The 20170-nt window shown below is 45.1% G+C and carries 16 protein-coding genes; 4 read left to right on the plus strand and 12 right to left on the minus strand.

Features of this window, described 5'->3' with window-relative positions:
- Window positions 1–177: 177 nt before the first annotated feature.
- The 6 genes from BM210_RS12055 to BM210_RS12080 all read right to left on the minus strand — a co-directional run bounded on the left by BM210_RS12055 (window position 178) and on the right by BM210_RS12080 (window position 6406).
- Window positions 178–1662, minus strand: coding sequence for a stalk domain-containing protein (locus tag BM210_RS12055; protein WP_091168201.1), 1485 nt, complete (start codon window positions 1660–1662; stop codon window positions 178–180).
- Window positions 1663–2062: 400 nt separating this feature from the next.
- Window positions 2063–2248 (minus strand): hypothetical protein, encoded by a 186-nt coding sequence (locus BM210_RS12060; protein WP_091168202.1) that lies wholly within the window; start codon window positions 2246–2248, stop codon window positions 2063–2065.
- Window positions 2249–2438: 190 nt separating this feature from the next.
- Window positions 2439–3662 carry an MFS transporter gene (locus BM210_RS12065; protein ID WP_091168205.1) on the minus strand — a complete coding sequence of 408 codons (1224 nt, stop codon included), beginning with the start codon at window positions 3660–3662 and terminating at the stop codon, window positions 2439–2441.
- 124 nt (window positions 3663–3786) lie between these two features.
- A complete protein-coding gene (locus tag BM210_RS12070) occupies window positions 3787–4755 on the minus strand; it encodes an ABC transporter ATP-binding protein (protein WP_091168208.1) in 969 nt (322 codons plus the stop codon).
- A gap of 86 nt (window positions 4756–4841) precedes the next feature.
- A complete protein-coding gene (locus BM210_RS12075; protein ID WP_091168211.1) occupies window positions 4842–5633 on the minus strand; it encodes an ABC transporter permease in 792 nt (263 codons plus the stop codon).
- Complete coding sequence (locus BM210_RS12080) at window positions 5630–6406, minus strand: ABC transporter permease (RefSeq protein ID WP_091168213.1); 777 nt, start codon at window positions 6404–6406, stop codon at window positions 5630–5632. Before BM210_RS12080 ends, BM210_RS12075 begins: the two co-directional genes overlap by 4 nt.
- 282 nt (window positions 6407–6688) lie before the next feature.
- On the opposite strand from BM210_RS12080, the gene BM210_RS12085 reads away from it, so the two are divergent.
- Window positions 6689–8212, plus strand: a complete 1524-nt coding sequence (locus tag BM210_RS12085) for a CapA family protein (RefSeq protein WP_091168215.1) — start codon at window positions 6689–6691, stop codon at window positions 8210–8212.
- Between the two features lie 32 nt (window positions 8213–8244).
- Here BM210_RS12085 and BM210_RS12090 read toward each other — a convergent pair whose 3' ends face one another.
- Entirely contained in the window at window positions 8245–9252 is a 1008-nt protein-coding gene (locus tag BM210_RS12090) for an LLM class flavin-dependent oxidoreductase (RefSeq protein WP_091168217.1), read from the minus strand.
- Window positions 9253–9306: 54 nt separating this feature from the next.
- Window positions 9307–11490 carry a family 78 glycoside hydrolase catalytic domain gene (locus BM210_RS12095; RefSeq protein WP_091168220.1) on the minus strand — a complete coding sequence of 728 codons (2184 nt, stop codon included), beginning with the start codon at window positions 11488–11490 and terminating at the stop codon, window positions 9307–9309.
- Window positions 11491–11816: 326 nt separating this feature from the next.
- Between BM210_RS12095 and BM210_RS12100 the strand changes: the two genes are divergently transcribed.
- The gene (locus BM210_RS12100; protein ID WP_177237776.1) at window positions 11817–12713 is read left to right on the plus strand and encodes an AraC family transcriptional regulator; all 897 of its coding nucleotides are present in this window, start codon (window positions 11817–11819) and stop codon (window positions 12711–12713) included.
- 3 nt (window positions 12714–12716) lie between these two features.
- On the opposite strand, the gene BM210_RS12105 is transcribed toward BM210_RS12100, so the two are convergent.
- Window positions 12717–13640 (minus strand): AEC family transporter, encoded by a 924-nt coding sequence (locus tag BM210_RS12105; RefSeq protein WP_091168225.1) that lies wholly within the window; start codon window positions 13638–13640, stop codon window positions 12717–12719.
- Between the two features lie 428 nt (window positions 13641–14068).
- Here BM210_RS12105 and BM210_RS12110 point away from each other — a divergent pair, with 428 nt between their 5' ends.
- The gene (locus BM210_RS12110; protein WP_091168227.1) at window positions 14069–14698 is read left to right on the plus strand and encodes a fumarylacetoacetate hydrolase family protein; all 630 of its coding nucleotides are present in this window, start codon (window positions 14069–14071) and stop codon (window positions 14696–14698) included.
- Between the two features lie 29 nt (window positions 14699–14727).
- Here BM210_RS12110 and BM210_RS12115 read toward each other — a convergent pair whose 3' ends face one another.
- Window positions 14728–15924 carry an HD domain-containing phosphohydrolase gene (locus tag BM210_RS12115; protein ID WP_256223534.1) on the minus strand — a complete coding sequence of 399 codons (1197 nt, stop codon included), beginning with the start codon at window positions 15922–15924 and terminating at the stop codon, window positions 14728–14730.
- A gap of 115 nt (window positions 15925–16039) precedes the next feature.
- Between BM210_RS12115 and BM210_RS12120 the strand changes: the two genes are divergently transcribed.
- The gene (locus tag BM210_RS12120; RefSeq protein WP_091168231.1) at window positions 16040–16894 is read left to right on the plus strand and encodes a DUF92 domain-containing protein; all 855 of its coding nucleotides are present in this window, start codon (window positions 16040–16042) and stop codon (window positions 16892–16894) included.
- 134 nt (window positions 16895–17028) lie between these two features.
- Here the strand turns inward: BM210_RS12120 and BM210_RS12125 are convergent, their stop codons facing one another.
- Together BM210_RS12125 and BM210_RS12130 are read right to left on the minus strand one after the other, a co-directional pair.
- Window positions 17029–19584: a beta-propeller domain-containing protein gene (locus BM210_RS12125; protein ID WP_091168234.1), complete on the minus strand. Its 2556-nt coding sequence runs from the start codon at window positions 19582–19584 to the stop codon at window positions 17029–17031.
- Window positions 19585–19762: 178 nt separating this feature from the next.
- Window positions 19763–20110, minus strand: a complete 348-nt coding sequence (locus tag BM210_RS12130) for a LapA family protein (RefSeq protein ID WP_091168236.1) — start codon at window positions 20108–20110, stop codon at window positions 19763–19765.
- Window positions 20111–20170 lie beyond the last annotated feature (60 nt).

Consider the following 20170-nt stretch of genomic DNA (forward strand, 5'->3'; position numbering starts at 1 on the left):
CATGATCTTTTTATTTTCACACCAGCTGATCAGAACCAGTCATGGTTTGTTGTAACGATCCAAACCAAGATATTCAGTTTATTATGTAGGGATGCCCCTTACAATTTTCAGTTGTAAAAGGTGCCCCTACATTCTTGAACTGAAATTTGAATATGGACTTCTTAGTAGATAATCGTACTATTTATAAAATAAGCCGTCTTTGAAGTAAAGAAAGCGGGAATACTGGACTCCTCCAATACCCTTGTAATACCATTGTTCAAGATCCCCAATTGTAGTTCTTTTATCAGGGTACCCTGACGATAAAATAACTTGTTCGGCTGTCATACCTTTAGTTACTCTTCCTACACGAAGAGAGTCTTTTATCGATTCAGACCAGTCGTATTCCGCCAACGGATCAATTAAGGAAAAAGTAGCATTGATATTGTTCATGGAATATGAGACCTCAGTAGTTTCATAATGTCCATTGGACACGGTTACCGATCCCCCGTTATATCCAACAATGGATACTTGCTGAAAATTGTGGTAGTAGCCTTGTGATTCTCTCATTTCCTGAGATATATTTTTTATCCATAAGACTGGATTGTTTTTCCAAAATTGTTCGGCATCTGTTTCGAACTTCAGCTTTTTTATACCTTCATCGACGATAGCTTGCTTACCCCAAGAAGCATTTCTTCTGAATTCCCCGGCTGTAATATCAATCCGCTGCTGTTCCCCCCAAACCACTTTCATGTCCATATAATCAGTCAAAAAGACGAGTGGAACATAAATAAATCCATTTACAAGTATGGGTGGATATTCCAATCGGGCAGAGTTAGGTTTCATTGTTGTGTCGAAATAAGTCATCAAGTCGCTATTCGTCCGCAGTAAAATGATTCGAGATGGAGTATTAATTCGAATGATACCGTTAACCACTACAGCAGGTATAGTTAATTTATCGGTTATAGCCCCGAGAGGTAAATAAATAGCATCATTATGAGTAATCGGGGTATTTTCCGACTTCAGATAATTTGAATTTATGAAAATCTTATAGCCTTCTACATCAGCAGGAGCTTCTTCCATCACAGGCAGCTTCGTTACAGGTATACCTTTGCTCCATTGGCCTGAATACCATATTTCACCGCTCATCGAGGTGCCTTTTACAGCTTTGCCATTGCCTTGAGGTAGCCCATTATCTAGCTCACCATCATAGACGAAATATTCTCCATCCAATTCTAAGTAAGGGTAGGAAATGATATGCAGGATCGTATCATTATTCTCTATCGTTATCTGTTTTGTTTGTTGGTTAATTTCGAATTTATAACCAAATGCTTCACTTATTAATCGTATGGGAGCAAATTGTTGTTTATTGATGAGTTTTGTAGGACCCTCCGAGTTTTGGGCGTTGCGATACTGTATAATAGGTGAGTCTGTTTGCATGGATACCTGGTTATCATTTTTAAAAATGTTGACGTTGTCCGTACTTTTAAATGTTTCTACTCTTGCATTAATCTTCTCGGCAAAATCGGTAAGAGGGACTAGCACATTTCCATTGATTTGGATACCGTTATCCATAGTAATAAAAGTTTTTTGTGTATCTGCTGCTAATGCTGGAGCGGCAGAAAGGAGCATTGCACACATTAATATCGCGATCATAATCGGAGACAGCCAATGTTTCTGTTTCATTTAATTTCCCTTCGTAATACGAATTTTTTCGAAAAGTAAAGCCTTGAAAACCGTCTTTATTACGGTTTGATCTCCTTTCATTAGGTAAATATTAGCATAACATACAGTATAACGAAATTATATTAATCCCCCATACATTAGACCAATAGAACATTAATGGAAGCCTTTTCTAATATTCGTCCGTCTATAATTTCCTAAACATGCACCCCCAATACCATCTCCCTAGGGATCTCTGCTGAAAGTGGCCAGTACGATAGACAATATACTAAAAAATATAACCCTCCAATTATTTCCTTTAGGAGGGTTATACCAATAATATTCTTTTTGAATACGTATTAATTGTAACGGTAATCTTGATGTGCATCGTGCTTTTTTGAACAACCTCTACCAGATGATTTATTTATGATGCTTGTTTTAACGGTACGGCCGAATTGCTTGCAGGTTGGGGTGTTTTCCATGGATGGGTTTCATTATTATGGTACACCATTTCATAATTTGTGTTCCTTATCTCGATCACCGAACGATACCAGAGCAACAGCTCAGCACAAACGATTATAAACAGGATTTTTTTAATGTCCAGCTTCATGCAGGGAGAACCTCCTAGTCGCTTGCTTGGGCAAGCGGTTGTTGTAGGTATTGCATAAGGATGAGATGGGCGATTCCGCATCACAGTATACAGTCTGTTTGTAAGTGCACTAAATCTGTTTTATTTAGTAAGGATATGTAGGTGTGAACGGAGTCATGTTAGGTGTTTAATATACCACTCCAGTGCGGCGCTAGCCTTCGCCCTTTTTGTTTGGAAGCACTGGCAGCTGTTGATCACCCAAAGTGCGGCGAACCCACAGCGCGTTGCCGAGCAGCATAATACAGGACATGATGAAAATCCCACGAATGCTAACCCAGCCGGACAAAGCTCCACCAATAATGGGTCCCATCATGTTACCAAGACTGAGCGCGCTGGAATTGAAACCATACGATCGACTTTCCATACCATTAGGTGTGTAGCTGCGAATTAACGTTTGGACCGAGGGCAGCATACCGCCCATAAACACACCAAGCATGAACCTCGCAGCAAATAGCTGCCAAATGTTCGTGACGAATGCTTGTGGAATATAGCAAAGCCCTGCTCCAATCAAGCAAACTGCCAAAATTTTAACGGATCCGATTCGATCACTCCATTTACCAAGCAGTGGAGATGCTATCATATTGGAGAAACCAGTTACCGATCCGACAAGCCCTGCGTAAAAAGCGAGCAGCTCGCCTTTTCCATGCAGATCCTGAACGAAGAGAGGAATTAGCGGCATGGCGGCAAGCATGGAGAACTGAATCACAAAAGTCACTCCATACAGCGCAGGCAGCTGTTTCACCTTCATTAATACGCGGAAGCCTTCGACAATCGTAATATTCGTTTTTTTCTTGGCCTCGGCTAAATCGAATTTTTCTTTGACGAGAAACAGTGCGACCATCGAGGCAGCGAATAACAAAGTACCTGTCACATAAAAAATAGAGCGAAATCCAAGCCATTCCGCCATCAATCCACCGATGAATGGACCGAGAATTGAGCCTGCGACCCCACCGGATTGCAGCATGCCCATAGCGAAGCCGCTTTTTTCGCGGGGTGTATTGGTTGAGATTAAGGCAACCGCTGCAGGCATGAATCCAGAAATGACGCCATTCAGAATGCGAAGCAGCAGCAGCTGTGTCGGATCGTGAGCAAAGCCCATTAATGTCATCACCACGGCCATTCCGAAAGAAGAACGAAGCAGCATGACTTTGCGTCCATACCGATCCGACAAACGCCCCCAGAGCGGCTGGAAAAAAAATGAGGTAACAAAATTCCCCGCAAAAATAAATCCCGACCAAAGTGCAATATGATGAGGATCTGTAACACCCATTTCCTGTATGTATAAGGGTAAAAAGGGGGTAATCATTGTCATTCCGCTCATAACCAAAAACTGCCCAATACAGAGTACAGCTAAATTAATCTTCCAACGTGCCACGGCCGTTCTCCTCTTTTCCTGCTATGTACGTTGAAGTATAACATAATCCGACGCGATTGCTCCAACCCTATGAGCAGCTTAAAGAGATACTCAGACTCGAGTATCTCCTGTATCAAGATGAACATTAATATATTCGGTGAATCACTTCCTCGAAGTCAGGTTCTTCCATATGGACGTCAGCAATGGTGCCCCACTGCTCAATTTGTCGTAATACATCCATGGCTTGTGTACTCCTTCGGTTGCACTGTATAGTGATTTCATTTTCAGTTTGGCCGATAACTAGAAAAGCACCGCTCCATTCCAACGGAACATGTACCCGTTCTGCAAAGCTGATTCTCATTATCGTTGGCAATCCGATTTTCTCTCTCAAACGGTCAATGGTTCCATCATAAGCAAGCTGTCCGTGATTAATGACCATCACCCGCTCACATAGCTGTTCGATATCGTCCATATCATGAGTGGTCAGCAGTACGGTTTTTCCAAAATCCTGATTCATGGCTTTGAGCAGCTTGCGAATCGATTTTTTGGCTACGATATCGAGGCCAATGGTCGGCTCGTCAAGAAACAAAATATCCGGGTTATGCAGCATGGATGCAGCCAGATCAGCACGCATCCGCTGTCCGAGCGATAGCTTACGAACAGGCGTATCGATAAATTCCTTCAGTTGCAGCAGCTCACTTAGTTCAGCCAGCGTACGCTCCTTTTGTATTCGTTCGATGCCATACATCGCAGCCAAAATATCGTAGGAGTCCTTCACAGGCAGATCCCACCATAGCTGGCTGCGCTGTCCGAATACGACACCAAGCTTGCGTACGACCTGTCGTCTTGATTTGTGAGGGCTTTGCCCATTGATTAACACCTCCCCGGAGGAAGGGTGTAGAATACCTGTTAACATTTTGATCGTAGTCGATTTGCCTGCCCCGTTCGGGCCGATATAACCGACAAATTCGCCTCGCTCAATGCTGAAGCTGATGTCGTTGACCGCGATTTTTTCTCGATGGGCACCGCTAATATAAGAACGAAGCCGCTGCCAACGTCCTTCGCCAATCAAAGGGACCCGAAATGATTTGCTTAAACCTAAAACTTCAATCATAGAACAGCTCCTTTACTGGATCGTTTCGAATGTATCTTCACCTTTTAGGCTGCGATTCTCTTGTCTTTCTTATCTTGCATATATGTTTAGCTTCCCGTACTTTGATATTTAGACATACCCAGCTTCCAGAATTGCAGCATAGCGAACAGGAATAGAGCGGCGAACAAACCGATAACCGGAATCAGCCAGAACCCGAATTCGTGGCGAAGCACATATAAGGCAGGCAAATAATTGGCAGCTCCTACAGGAATCACGGTCAATAAAATACCTTGAAGCCATTTTGGATATAAATTCATCGGATACTGAACAGCCGTACGTGCCGCATCCTCGGTTACATTTTGCAAATCGCTGACCCGTGTAATCCAAAAACCGAAGGTGGCAGTGCCAAGCCCGATAGCGAACAAAATGACGGACCCGATCACAATCACAGCTGCTGTTTGTGGAATTGCCCATAGCTCGACCTGACCAGATTGCAGCATCTCGTGAACACAAACACTTAGGATGATAGCGCCTTGAATATATTCGGCCATCATAATTCGAAAGTTTTGAGTCATAAGTGCCAGCAGCAGCGGGATAGGACGGATAAGCAGCTGATCGAGATCGCCGGACACCAAATATTTTTCCAAATGGTGCACATCATTGGCCAATGTTCGGTAAATGGCTTTGGATAACAGGATAGTCCCATACAAGTAACCAACTTCATATAAGCTCCAGCCCTTGATACTGCCGAACTTCCATAAGATGATCGAGATTAGTAAAAACTCCATCGTGTTGATTACAAAAGCAAGCACTGTCGAAAACCAAAAATTAAATTTGTACTGCATTTTGCTTACGATGCTGGCACGAATCAACAGGGTGTACATCCGAAATGTATTCATCCTCCCTGCACCTCCACCTTATGGCGAACGATCGCTGTAGCGGCAAAACAGAGCAAGGTCAAAAATAAAGACCAGATCAAGCTTCCCAGTAGAATCGGCGCACCCTCCATTCCTAAATAAAGCTTGGTTGGCACATACTGCAGATAAGGATAAGGAGTCATTCTCGCTATACTTTGCAGCCATAAGGGCAGCCAATCATTTGGGATCAGAAAGCCGGATAGAACAGAGGAGAGCGAAATATGAACCCAAAACAGCCATTGCGATTCGGTTGTCCATAAGGCAGCTACCCCAATCATATAATTGATGCATATGCTCATATAGGCAGCCAGAACGAGTGCCAGTATCGTCAAAGCCCATGTAGAAGCACTGAGCGGAACCGGCAAGTCGAGTGTCCACACATAGAGTAAATAGATAGGTAACGATTTATAGAGAAGCTGATAGACGATTTGTCCCCATTCTCGGCACATCAGATGATAGAAAAGGTGAACTGGCCGCATGAGATCGAGCGCGATTTGACCTGTACGTACGGATTGATCAATACCAAGCCCTTTGGTCATAAAAACAGTAATCCATAAACAAACCTGATTGAATGCAACATAGTGAATGACCGTATCCAGCGTATAACCGCTTGCTCCGCCTGTAGTCCCTACGCCTTTCCATATGGAGACGTAAATAAGCCCGAAGATCGCACTGGCAACCGTATTGATTGCATGCGAGGCTCGGTACTGCAGGTTGCGGTCATACGCTTTTTTCATTAAAACGACAAAAAGCATACACACCTCCGGTGGTTAAATTGTCGCACCTGCTGGTAACGGCAGCAAGCACATAAAGGATTTCTTGTGATTAAATGGGATCATGCTGAGACACGTGCGTAATGGGTGAGTATAGCTAGTGAAGAAACGTACAGAGGGTTGTTATGTAAGGGCGCCAAGAGGACGGAAAACTATAATAGCAAATTATGGTTAGCTTTGGCAACTGTTTTTTTGTGAGTTTTGATTCATGCTCTATGAATTAAAATTTGGTATACTAGCAAGGTGTTTCTGTTTGCAAACTCAATGAACCCGTTACAGAAGGAGAAGATCGTCATAGAAACTCGAGCTGTCAAACATCGCGATGTCAATAAAATCAAGAGAAATACATGGATAACTCTGGGAATTATAGGATTAATTACGATAGCAGCTTTCAGTTATTTGCTAGTTTGGTTATTTGGCAAAGAGTCCAATAAGGCGCTTCCAGCTGCACCGACAGTAACGGCACCATCTACGGTGCCTCAGGGGAACACACCCAAGAACGAACCTGTAGTGAAGACAGTGCCCAATGCTGCCGGTGAGAACAGTGCCAAAGGCACGGGTACAACGGATAAACCAAGCGATAGCAATGTTATAAACGGGCAGGCACCTGACAGTAAGCCAGCAGCGAATCCAAAAGGCAATGCGGGTCAATCCAGTGTCAAGCTAACGTTTATCGGAGATGTTATGTTTTCTGGAAATGTAGAGCAATTATTAATAAAGAATGGTTGGGATTATCCATATCGGTACATGAAAGAGTATTTGGAAAAAGCAGATATTACGATAGCTAATCTGGAAACACCCATTTCAACTCGGGGAACGGCACAAATCAAGGATTACACCTATCGTTCATCTCCTGAAGCACTTCCAGCACTTAAAGCTTCCGGTGTTGACCTTGTTAATACAGCCAACAATCATATTCTCGATTATGGCTCTGATGCCCTGCTGGATACGATGGATGCATTGGACCAAGTGGATATCAAACGGGTAGGGACGGGACGTAATATTGAGGAAGCCTATAAGCCAGTCATTATGGAACGTAATGGCATCAAGATAGCTTTTCTCGGTTTCAGCCGCAATGCACCGGATGCCGGATGGTACGCAGGCAAGCAGAAACCAGGTGTGGCCGAAACTTATTCCACCAAGCTCCCCTTGGAAGCGATCGCGAATGCTCGTGAGGTAGCTGATCTGGTCGTAGTCATTGCGCATTGGGGTATTGAGCGACAGGATGTTGCAGCGAAGGAGCAGACCGATCTGGCGCATAAATATATTGATGAGGGTGCGGATTTGGTTGTAGCGAGTCATCCTCATGTGCTTCAGGGCTTCGAACAGTATAATGGAAAATGGATTGCGTACAGCTTGGGCAACTTCATCTTCACGACTAATGCGGAGCCGATGACCTGGGAAACGATGGTGCTTGATGCGGAATGTACGAAAGATCGCAAATGCGAATTGCAAATGCTGCCGGTATTAACTAAAGGTGCTCAGCCCGTCCGTATGCCAGAGGCAGAGGGGTTAAAGCTTTTTGAACGGATGTCAAGGATTTCATTTAATGCAGCAGTAAATAAGGATGGTAAAATCAGTGTCGTTCCAGCTAAGAAGCCTGTATCGGATATAGTGGCTCCAGCGAAACCGCCCGCAGTCGATAAACCGGCAGATAAAAAGACAGGAGAGGTAAAGCCTGTGCAGCCTGCTAAGTCATCGACACAGCAGCAGCCTACCCAGAATTCTAAGCCAAATACCACTCCAAGCACGAGTAAACCATCGCAACCTGGAGCGGCTAACCCGTAACCTACATACTTGCTTTGTAATTTACTTATAATCTAACGAAGCATTCCAAATTCTGCCGCAAGAAGCCTATAGGACTTTAAGCGGGCATCGAAATCATGAGTTGGAGTGACAACGAGTAATTCATCGGTTTTATACAGCTCGCTGATTTCCAGCAGCTTGCTCTTGACCTGTTTAGGAGTGCCTACGATGCGCCGCTGGCGGCGTATCCGTATGCGCTCTAAATCTGCTTCTGTGTAAGGATAGTCCATAGCGCTTTCAACGGAAGGAAACGTGTTCAGCTCAAGTCCCAACTCCAATCGCAGGAAAAATAAATCCGTACTGGTTGCCAGAATATTGGCTTCTTCTTCGCTATCTGCACAAATGGCTAGAACAGCGGCAAGGGTCCTCGGACGATCGTTTAAGACGGACGGCTGAAAATGCTCATGATAATATTGCATCGCAGATTCACCTCCGGTGACACCGAAAAACTGGGCAAATGCGTAAGCAGCACCTTGCCGAGCAGCAATCTTGGCGCTCTCATCACTTGAACCCAACAGCCACAGCTCAGGTGCGGTAGGAATGGATGGGGACGCGTGCAGTCTGGCAAACGGATGCTCAGCAGGCATCGTTTGATGCAAATAGCCCGTCAAGTCCCTGACCTGCTGCGGATATTGGTTAATATCGACAAATTTATTTTCCTGAAGTGCTCTTGTAGCGAGCGGCATTCCGCCAGGCGCACGTCCCAGACCGAGATCGATCCGTCCAGGATGAAGAGCTTCAAGCAATCTGAAATTTTCCGCGACCTTATAGGCGCTGTAATGCGGAAGCATAATGCCCCCTGAGCCCAACCGAATTCTTGCAGTTGCAGCAGCAAGGTGTGCGATCAGAATCTCGGGGCTTGAATGAGCGAGTGCTTTAGATGCGTGATGCTCTGATACCCAATAGCGAGAGTAGCCAAGCTTGTCGGCCTCCTGGGCCAGCAGCGTCGTTTCTCTCAATGCATCTGCTGCGGTTTTACCTTCACCGATATGGGATTGATCCAAAATTCCAAGCTTGATCATATTGTTCACCTCTGAGTTAAACTGTAACAGAAAATGTTCAGTTGGTCAAAGTGTCTAATCCCGTCTTATGCTGACACCCTCAGGTAGGGAAAGCTTCGATTGACCATGCTTATGCTCAAAATGAATCGTCCCGGAAGGCACTTCAAACGAAATCTTCAGCCATTCCAGCGTTTCAGGCATGTGAGGATGGAAGCTTACCTCTGTCCACCCCGGTGCAGCAGGTTTAAGTCCAATGATTTCTTCAATTAGGAGTGGAATAGGAGCGCTTGCCCATGGATGACACAAGCTGGTATTCCATTTCAAATCCTTCGACCAAGCTTCGAAGCAGGTGGTTGCACCTTCCTTAACCATATTGCCCCACGAATGCAGATCTTCTGAGCGGATCAAGTCATACACAAGTGCATACTCTCCGGCAGCAGCTAAGGCTTTTAATAAAAAATAGGCCATGTATACGCCGCAGCTCAAACGCTTGCTCTGCAGCAATTCGACTACAGCCTCACGATCCTTTGTCCCGACCAGACCGAATAATAAAGGCAGCGCATTGGCATGCAGGGAAGAATGCTTGGATCCCTCTGCATCAACGAACAGTTTCGTCTGCTCACTCCAGAACACCTGCCGGAACGCCTGCTTGAAGCTTTCCAAATCGTCATGCTCTTCAATCTGAAGAATTTTGCGAATCTGCGCGACGGCCACTCGTGCACTATAATAAAACGCATTGACGACATTATGGCAGCCCTCACTGACGGGTCTTGTCAGAGGAAAGTCATAATCGTCGCGCATGCCTTCTGGCCAATCAACCAAATTCCACTTATCGGCTACATGGGTGAGCAATCCATCCTCCCGCTGAAAAGAGTTAAAATGCCGCAGCATTTCTTCGGCCACCGGATACATTTCACGCAGAAAAGCTTCATCTCCGCTCTGTTTATAATATTCAAGCAGTTGGATCGGCCATTGGAATGAAAAATCAGCAATCTCCTGCATAAAGTGACCCGGAGCTACAGCCATAATACCCGGACATACATGAGAAGACAGTAAGGCAAAATCAACCAGTGATTTCCGGAACAGCCGCAAATCGCCGGAGACATAAGCGTGGGCGTGTGTAATTATTGTATTGTCACCTAGATATTGTCCCTTTTCGCGGGAAGGGCAGTCTACGTAATTTTCCTGAGAGCCGAATTTCAAACCATTTGTACAAATGGTCCAAATCGCGTTAAGCATGGAATCGGACGATTCAAATTGACAAGCTTCCTCATCCAGCGGATAGTGTCTGACAACAGCCGCAAAGCTATCTATATCGATGTGAATACTGGAATCGGCAAGTACTTCCACATATCGAAAAGCTTTGTAGTCATACTGATCAAGCTCATCATGATCGCCTGAAAGCGTCCACAGCTCCTGATAGGTACAGTTGCATCTCATCTCGTAACGAACACGCTCATTGTCGAACAGCTCCTCACCGCAGCGAAGCTCAATTATTTGTCCTTGTCTTCCGTGAGCGCGCATCTTAAACTGACCCGTAAGTTCCCCGCCAAAATCCAGTATATATCCGCCTTCTGCCAGTGGTTTGACTTTCGCAGGTTTGACCGTATAAACAGCAAGCGGAGGAGTAGGCTGCAGCTGCAGCTGGTGATCATCATCCGCATGCACAGAAGCAGGAGTCCAATCCGTTTCCTGATAGGCAAGTTCCTGCCATCCTACAGGCTGAAGGCGATTATCGATATGCTCCAGGTATTGGGTGTTATAGCCGATAATACCGCCGCTAGCGTAAGCTTTGTTTCTCGTTACCATCCAGGTCTCATCGGTTTTAGCTACAAGCCTTCCATCGACGGATACCTCGGCTATTAAGCCTTGACGATAATCCCCACTGTTATAGGAACGACAAATCAAGCCCTGATAGTATACATGAACGGCAATGACATTATTGCCTTTTTGCAAATACGGGGTAATATCGAAACGATTATAATAATAATGGAAATAGTTACCTTGAGCAGGGCCTTGTCCTACAAATTGTCCGTTGATATATACCTTATAATAATCGTCAGCTGTAAGCTCAAGTGCAGCATCTGTGAAATCATCGTCCAGCACCCAAGTTGTTCTCGCCAGCATATGCAGGTTTTTGAGGTCCTCTCGATGATCGGGCAGTTCCTTCGGCTCCATTTCTTTATGAAACAAATCGATCGGCTGCAGACCGATAAAAGCAGCGTCCGTGATCCATTGGGCTTCCCATTGCTTGTTCATAGATAGACTCCTTTGTGCATTCGATTTGTAGAAACTATCCTTCAGTCTCAATCCTATAAGTATAAGGAGATTTGATGAGTATTTCTTGGAATATCGGCCACAAAACCCGGAATATTGACCGCTTGCGGCTCTATTTGGCAAGAGGGGACTTGTTATGCATAAGCGGCTCGTCTACAATAATGAGCGATGCGACTAAATAATCGTGGAGAAGCGTTCGCGTTCGCCTTACAGCTGATAGTCTGCTTAAGCTAACTGGCTTTGTAAGCATGGACACGAAAGGATATTTCGCGGCGCAGCGGAACTTAATCACTGGAGGAGGATCAAACATGCTCTATCCGAAGGAAAAATACTTGGAGAGCGAAGAGTTTCCTTTTGCAGCATTCCCTTATCCAACCTTGCCAGAGAGAGTTATGAATCCGCATACCCATGATTTTATTGAGCTTGTCTATGTGGCGGACGGCTTTGGCGAGCATTTGTATAAGGGGCACTCTTATCCAATTTCCAAAGGGGATATTTTCGTCATACCACCGGATGTGGAGCATGATTATCGAGTCATCGGTAGAGCTCCGCTCAAGGTTTATAATATTTTGTTTATTTCATCGTTCCTTGATGCCGAGCTGCAGGCTTTGTCGAAGGTTTCCTCGTTCATGAATTTTTTTTATGTGGAGCCCTTCCTTAGGCAAAAGGCCGATTTCGAGTCCCATCTCAAATTGTCACTTCCCGAAGCCCAAGAGGTTCAGCTTCGCCTGGAAAGGATCATTGAGGAATTTGACCGAAAGGCGCTGGGCTATCGGATCTCGATTAAAGCACTGCTGATTGAGTTGTTGGTGTGGCTGAGTCGTTGCTACGAAGAGCGGCTGGTACAGCTCTTGTTTCGCCCTGAGCATTCAGCGATTCGTGAGCTTTGTGCGTTTCTGGAGCTGCATTATGCGGAGCCGTTTCAGCTGGAAGAGATTTGTCAGATGTGTGGAATGAGCAAGACCAGCTTTACACATAAATTCAAGCAGGCGATTGGCAAAACATTTACCGAATACCGCAATGAAGTTCGCATTCATGCTTCTTTAAAATGGTTGAGAGAGACGGATGAACCTGTGATTCGTGTAGCGGAGCGGGTAGGTGTTGGTGATGTGAGTTATTATAACAAATTGTTCAAGCAGCAGATCGGAATGCCGCCGAGGGAATTTCGCCAAAAATATCGCAGCGGAAAATCCTCAAGCGGCTAATAATTATTGAATCAAAGCGATCACAAAAGGCAATACGAGGAATGAAGCTAATGTTGTCCACAGGATGCAGCGTGCAACGAACTGAGGGGAAGCGTCAAACTGCTCGGCGAGCATAAAGGCATTAACGGCAGCAGGCATCGAAGCCAAAATGAAAAGCACAGAAAATAAAGTACCGTCAATACCTAGAACGACTAATACGAGCAGCGCCAAAAGCGGAGACAGCAGAAGGCGAATGGAGATACCGGCCCACAGTGCCTTCTGCAGGCCTGGCTTCCATGCTGCAGAACGGGCGTTAATCATCTGGGCGCCTAGGACGGTCAGCACAACAGGGGCGTACGCGGCCGAAAGCATCATGATTCCTTTATCCAATCCTTCAGGAACACCGATGTGAACTGTACGAACGATTACGGCCAATGCTGCTGCATAAATAGAGGGAAGTGTAAGAATGGATTTCATAGCCTGCCTAACAGAAAAGTGGGACCGAGCAGCGAAATAAACACCAATCGTATTCACGATAAAAATTTGTCCAATGACATAAACAGAAGCTTTTTCCAAGCCAAGCTGACCAAACGCCAGCAGCACTAGCGGCAAACCATAGTTGACACTGTTCGTAAACGTGGAGACCATTGTTAAACCGGCACGCTCTGCCGGCGGGAGCTTAAGCACACGTCCGAGTATACTTGCAATTCCCCAGAGCATAAGCAAATTGAGGATACTAAAGGCGACTGTTTTGTAAACATCATCAAACGACAGCTGAGCCTTTGTCAGCGTATCGAAGATCAATGCCGGGCTGAGCACATACAGCGATAGCGCGGATATGGCTTTCGTGTCCAGTCCTCGGTAGCGTCTAAGCAGCATCCCACCGATTACAGGTAATGAAATTGGAAGAAATACTTGATAAATCGTAGAAAAAAACGTTTGCAACATGATGACGGCCCCTTCACATACAGACTGTGCTTCCTACTTTACGCTACAAATAAACAGCTGTCCAAGATATAAAGCCTATAATTGCGATAGGTATTTGTACTTAAGAAACGTATTCTTAATCAAGATTAGGTTGTAGTTCATATATCCATTTGAGTATTGGGGACGTCTGTTCTATAATTTGAGTCATAGGCTATATAAGATGAACCAATTAAACACACAGCCCGAGCGGAGAAAGCAGACCCTTCTGGAGAAACGAAGTGTTCGTCTTTGCAGACGGATTCTTACCCCTATGGGACTAAGAATACAAAGAATCTGGCTGCAACAGCGATTGGAAGAGGGGTCTGCTTTCGCAGCGCCTTTTTGCTGTCATGATGTTTAGTTCATCTTAAATAGTAGATTTTATTAGATAGAAGCAAAGGAAGTGTTGGATCATGGATTTGATTCGCAATATTTATTGTGTTGGACGCAATTATGGCTTGCATGCTGCGGAGCTTGGGAATGACATTCCTGAGGAACCGATGATTTTCATGAAACCGACTCATGCCCTAACTCCAATCCATGGGCAGACGATTGCGCTTCCCGGGGACAGAGGAGAGGTCCATTTCGAAACGGAACTGGTTTTGCATGTCGGACAAGATTATCAAGCTGGTATGACCGTCGACAGTTTGATTGATACGATGGCGCTTGGGATTGATTTTACACTGCGTGACGTCCAATCCGTCATTAAAAAAAAGGGCCAGCCATGGATGCCAGCCAAAGGTTTTTTGAATTCGGCAGCGTTAACGGAACTTCGTCCGTTCATAGGCTTTGAGGGAATAAGACAAACGGAGTTTTCATTGCGGATCAATGACACTGAAGCTCAGCGCGGAAATATCAATGATATGATCTTTAATCTTCAGGTTATCGTCGATTATATCGCCAAACATTATGGTTTGGGTAAAGGGGATATCATCTACACGGGTACACCTGCTGGTGTCGGTGCTGTTCACCCAGGTGACAAGTTCCAGCTGTTGTGGGGCTCAGAGACTTTGGGCGAGTTTACAATTGGATTAACGTAATGGGAGACCAAATAAGGAGGATCGCTCAATTAAGCGATTCCTCCTTTGTCCTTTTCAGCCAAAGCTATATCCGAATACGACTCACGTACCTTTAGTATCTCTGGCAGCTGTGCTATAAACGCATCAACCACCACGGGATCGAAATGTTCGCCACGTTCCTCCTTGAACAAATTGAGAATACGATCCAGCTCCCAGGCTTGCTTGTAAACGCGCTCACTGCCAAGGGCATCGAATACGTCAGCAATAGCTGTGATGCGTCCGTAGATATGAATCTCTTCACCTTGTAAGCCTAATGGATAACCGCGTCCATTCCATTTTTCGTGATGCTGATGTGCGACAATAGCAGCTGTTTTTAATATCCGACGCGTCGAATTTTTCAACAGCCCATACCCGATTTGGGTGTGCGTTTTCATTATGTCGAATTCCTCATTCGTTAGCTTGCCTGGCTTCTTTAATATAGAGTCAGGAATGGCAACCTTGCCGATGTCGTGCATTGGCGAAGCGATTTTTAATAATTCGGCTTCCTCGTGACTAATACCTAATTGTTTAGCTATGATATAAGAATATTCGGCTACCCGCTTGACATGATTGCCGGTTTCCTTTGAACGGCTTTCACCGATCACGCCCATTGTGAAAATAATTTCTTTTTGGGTTTCTTCAATTTCATTGGAGAGCAGGGCGGATTCGAGTGATTTTCCTGCATAGGAGGCAGCCAATGTGAGATGCTCCAAATCCTTTTTGGAAAATTTTTCCTCCACGGTCAGCTTATTAACAGCCTGATAAGCACCCATGATTTCGCCCTCATTATTACGAAACGGAATGACCATCAGCGCTTTGGTACGATAGCCAGTTTTGAGATCCATAGCAATTGCGCCACTTCCCAATACATCCTTGAACTCGGGATTTTCATAGGCATCTTCTATAAAAATGGGTTGTCCCGTTGTAATCGAGTGCCCGACCAGTCCTGCATCTCTGGGAAGTCTGAGCTGGGGAACGCCATGGGCAACGGTGGAATACAATTGATTGTTTTGTTTATCAATAAGCCATACCGTACATCGGTCAGAAACGACCATCTCACGGCCCATGTCGGCCATCAGCATGATCAAGTGATCTAGTCTTCGTTCGTTTGCTATTTTTGCTGCATAATCAAAAATAATCAGAAGCATTTCTTCGGGCTCGAGGTCTTTCTTCATTTTGCGTGTCCCAAATGGATTAGCTTCATTCACTTGAATACCCTCCTTGGGGATATTACGTTTTTCAACTAAGAAAATCATATTATAATGCTATAGTTCTGTAAATATATTTTGTAGAATTTTATCGAATAATGGGGGAAAATAATTAATGATAGACTGGTTGATCGGCTTGATCTGCAGCTCGTTAATAGCAGGCATCGCCTGGCGCAAACAATCTTTATCTGTCTCCGGAGCTGTCGCTGCAGTGATCGTAGGTACTTTGTTGTATGCGCTTGGAGGCTTGCCGTGGTATGGGACGCTGATGGTCTTTTTCCTTACGTCCACCTTGCTTACGAAGTGGAAGCATAAGCGTAAAGCAGCGGTTGAAAGTAATTATGCAAAATCCGGTAGGAGGGATGCTGGACAGGTCGCAGCTAACGGAGGCTTAGGAACACTGCTTTGTTTGGGTAACAGTATATGGCCGCACTCTCTTTGGTGGGCTGCTTTTATAGGTGTTATGGCCGCAGTTAATGCAGATACATGGGCGACAGAAATCGGCGGTTTAAGCCGCTCATTGCCACGCTCCATTGTGAGCGGGCGAAGAGTGCCAGCAGGTACCTCTGGTGGAATAACTGTTGCTGGGCTTGCCGCCTCCTTTTGCGGTGGTTTATTGATTGGTGCTGCGGGCTGGGCTTTTACAAGTACGGGTTGGGGACAGCCTATTGGCGGGTCCTCTGCTGCTTCAATCGCTGTCACCACAACGATGGGCTTTATCGGGCTGCTGTTATTGGGTGCTCTGGGTGGCATGGCAGGTTCCTTGTCGGATTCATGGCTCGGAGCCGTACTGCAGGTAATGTATCGCTGCCCGGTATGCGGTAAGGAAATAGAAATAAACCGTCATTGCAACGATACACAGGCAGTTCGTATTCGTGGGGCTGTCTGGATGACGAATGACGCTGTCAATGTTATAAGCTCCGCAATTGGCGGGGCTGTGAGCATGGGATTCATTTACTTATATCTATGATAGCAGATTTGGAAATAAAGAGATAACTTTCATAAGTCAATGGCAGATGACCCTGAAACCTCAAAAAAAAACCGATCTTCCACCAGCCTATGTATACATTCGGCAGGTGGGAAGATCGGTTTTTTTTTCATTGATCAAGGCAAGGTAATGGACTTTAAGTCATTCATGGAAGTGATGTCGGTTGCTTTTAATATTTGCTCTGAAGATGTATAAAGCGCATCTCCTATATATAGAATCCGCTGGATATTGCGTTGGCCATTGTAAGAGAACTGTCCGGATTTCAAGTAATCATCATTGGTCAAATGGGTTATTTTTCCTTTTAGCTGAAAACCGTTTGCCACATCAATTTGATATACATAAGCACCTTGAAACGTAAAATCGCCGTAGCGTGGTATATTATTCACAGATGCTGTTGGGTTTGTGGTCGATGGTGCATTATTTTTGGTCTCCATTAAAGTGACTGGGAAGGCCAGCAGGTTTTTCTCTTTGGAGAACAGCAGCGCCTTGTGGTTACGCAGCAGTTCAGAATCCGTGCCGCGGTCACCGATGCTCTCCGAGAATAGTTCCTTCGGATTAGCGACATCACTTACATCAAACATCGCCATCTTCATTCCCTGATAATAAGCATTTGTTTGTGTAGATCCATTAGATCCATTATTGGTTGAAACCTCGACCGCATCCTTACCGAAGCCGATCAGATGAGTATCATCATAAGGATGCAGGTAATTGCTGTAGCCCGGTATTTTGAGCTTACCGAGTATTTTCGGTGCCTGCGGCTCCTGCAGATCGATAACAAACAACGGATCGACGGTCTTGAATGTGACCATATAAGCACGATTGCCTGCATAGCGGACAGAATAAATCTGCTCGCCGGGTGCAATATCATTAATTTGTCCTACCACATTCATCGACTCATTCAGGACATACATGTGATTTTTGGAAGTCATTTCATCATCGAGTCCAGCAAATCCGGTCGTCGTGGCAATTCGGAAGCTGCCATTCATTTCATCCATCGCAAACTGGTTGATGACGCGTCCTGGAACCTTGCCGCGGCCCGTATATCGAATGGAGCCTTGATCCATTGCAAATTTGTAAATAACGCTGCTTGTTTCCCCTGCCGTTATCCGTCGTTTTGCTAGAGGCTCGTCATCTGTATTAGTCTGCTCGACCGCAGGTGTATACTCATTAGTCGTAACGAACAGGTTGGATTGTGATGCATACACTTGCTGACCGGAGCCGAGGTAACTGGAAACGTTCAGCTTCTGCTCAGGCTGATCCAGATTGAATCCGCCAATTAACAAATAATTAGGCTGCACTGACTTGGGAAAATAACGAATATCCTCATAGCCAATGCTGATAAAGGCATCCCCAGCAGCAGAATCTCTATACGCAGGTGCTGAGCTTTTTAATGCTTCTGCTTTATTCGTCGATGATATATCACCGCGCAGCAGTGGATAAATATTGAAACCTTTATTAGAGACAAGATACAGCGAGGAGCCAACCTTGCGAGAAGATACATAATTACCATCAAGCTCAACCTCGCGCAGCTTCTTCACCTGTGTGCGGTCACCAAGCTCGTACACAATAGCTTTAGTAGTGCTTCGTGAAAGATTAACACCCGGTAGAGATATGATCTTTATGTTTTCAGTAGGTACAAGTATAGGTACTGGTGAAACGGATAACGGTGGAGCTGCAGCGGAAGATGAAGAAACTGTCGACTGCTGGACAGGTGTGGATACGGACGCTGTTGGGGCAACTTGTTTGTCCACAGGTACAACAGGATCGATATTACGATAAAATGTCGTACCGATGACTACCATATGCTTATCATCGATGTACAGCTCCTTGGCTCTAAAGTTTTTATCTTCAAATGTCAAGGTTTGTGTGACCTTCATTTGGTCAGCAGGGTAAGCGTTAGCAATGATGACACGGTTGCGATTAACCTGATAAATATAAGTACCGTCTGTTTTAATAATATCCGCTTCGTCGACGCCTTCAATCTGAACGTTAGTAGCGGAATAATCTGCTTTTGATTCTGCCGCTGCTGCTTGAGGAGCGGGAGCTGATACAGAAGCACTGCTTGAAGACCGCTCTATAGTATTCGATTGTTCCTGTACCCCAGTAAATACAGGCATAACTGACTTCGTCATCATCGTGTCTGTGGTGCCGTATATGCCGCCGCCACCGGCTGCATAATCTTTAAACAACTCCTGCATTTGGTCAGCGGAGCCGATCGTAGGCAAGCTTTTATCCGCATCTACAATCGCGACAGATTTGTTCAGCCCATCCCAATACACATTAAAATCGAATGATTCACTAAAGAAACGTAAAGGAACGAACAACTTGCCATTTTGCAGGCGCGGCGCTGCTTCCAGATTTACAGGTGTTTCCCCGCGAAAGGCTTGTTTGCTATCTATCGTCAGTTTGATGCTGTGAGTTCCTTTAATGGCTGCGGCAGTTTGTGAGCTCCCGTCCCAATCGATCTGTACACCCAGTGATTCCGATAAATCACGCAAAGGGACCATCAGTGTATTGTCAATTAAAAGAGGCATAGAGCTGAAGGAAACATGACTCCCGTTTACATTTAAGCCGATAGCTGTACCACTTTCTGAAGCTGCAGGTGGTGCGGAGACCCCGAACGAGATAACCGTAGTTGCCAGAAGACACGCCAACACTATTGCTTTTTTCATTTTTTACCTCCTTGTTAATGGTTTCGTTCATGTACTTCCTACAAGCTCTAACGTAACAAAGAGGTAATATGTTCCAGAGATCATCCATTAAATTTTGTGCAAACCAAAAAGCCGTCCCATCGGATGGGAACGGCTTTAACGACCAACATTTAAAATGGCTTTTTAATATGACTCTTGCTTATATTTCCGAAGAAGGTAATTTCCCTAATGATGTATTGGTTGAAGGGAAAGGGGCCGTATCAGTAGGAACTGCTGACGATGATGGAACAGCATGTGCCATTTGTGCCTCATTGAGCTGTTTCTCGAGCTGTTTGATCGTCCGTTTTAATTTGTACTGCTTGCTCATGCCCATCAATCCAAGGATCAAACCGCCGAGCAGAGTAGAGCCGAGAATGATAATAATGAGGGGCAGCTGCATATCTGCAAATATGAGATGTACATTAACCGGTTCCGTATTGATCGCAGCAAAAATGGCCGTCAGTAATCCAAAAAATAAAATACTGATAAATATCCATTGGGTCTTCATGCCAAGCCTTCCTCCTTTAGCGCCAAATAACCGACAAGACTGCGAACATGATGAACGTTA

It is taken from the genome of Paenibacillus sp. 1_12 (genome assembly GCF_900114475.1).
Taxonomy (GTDB): domain Bacteria; phylum Bacillota; class Bacilli; order Paenibacillales; family NBRC-103111; genus Paenibacillus_S.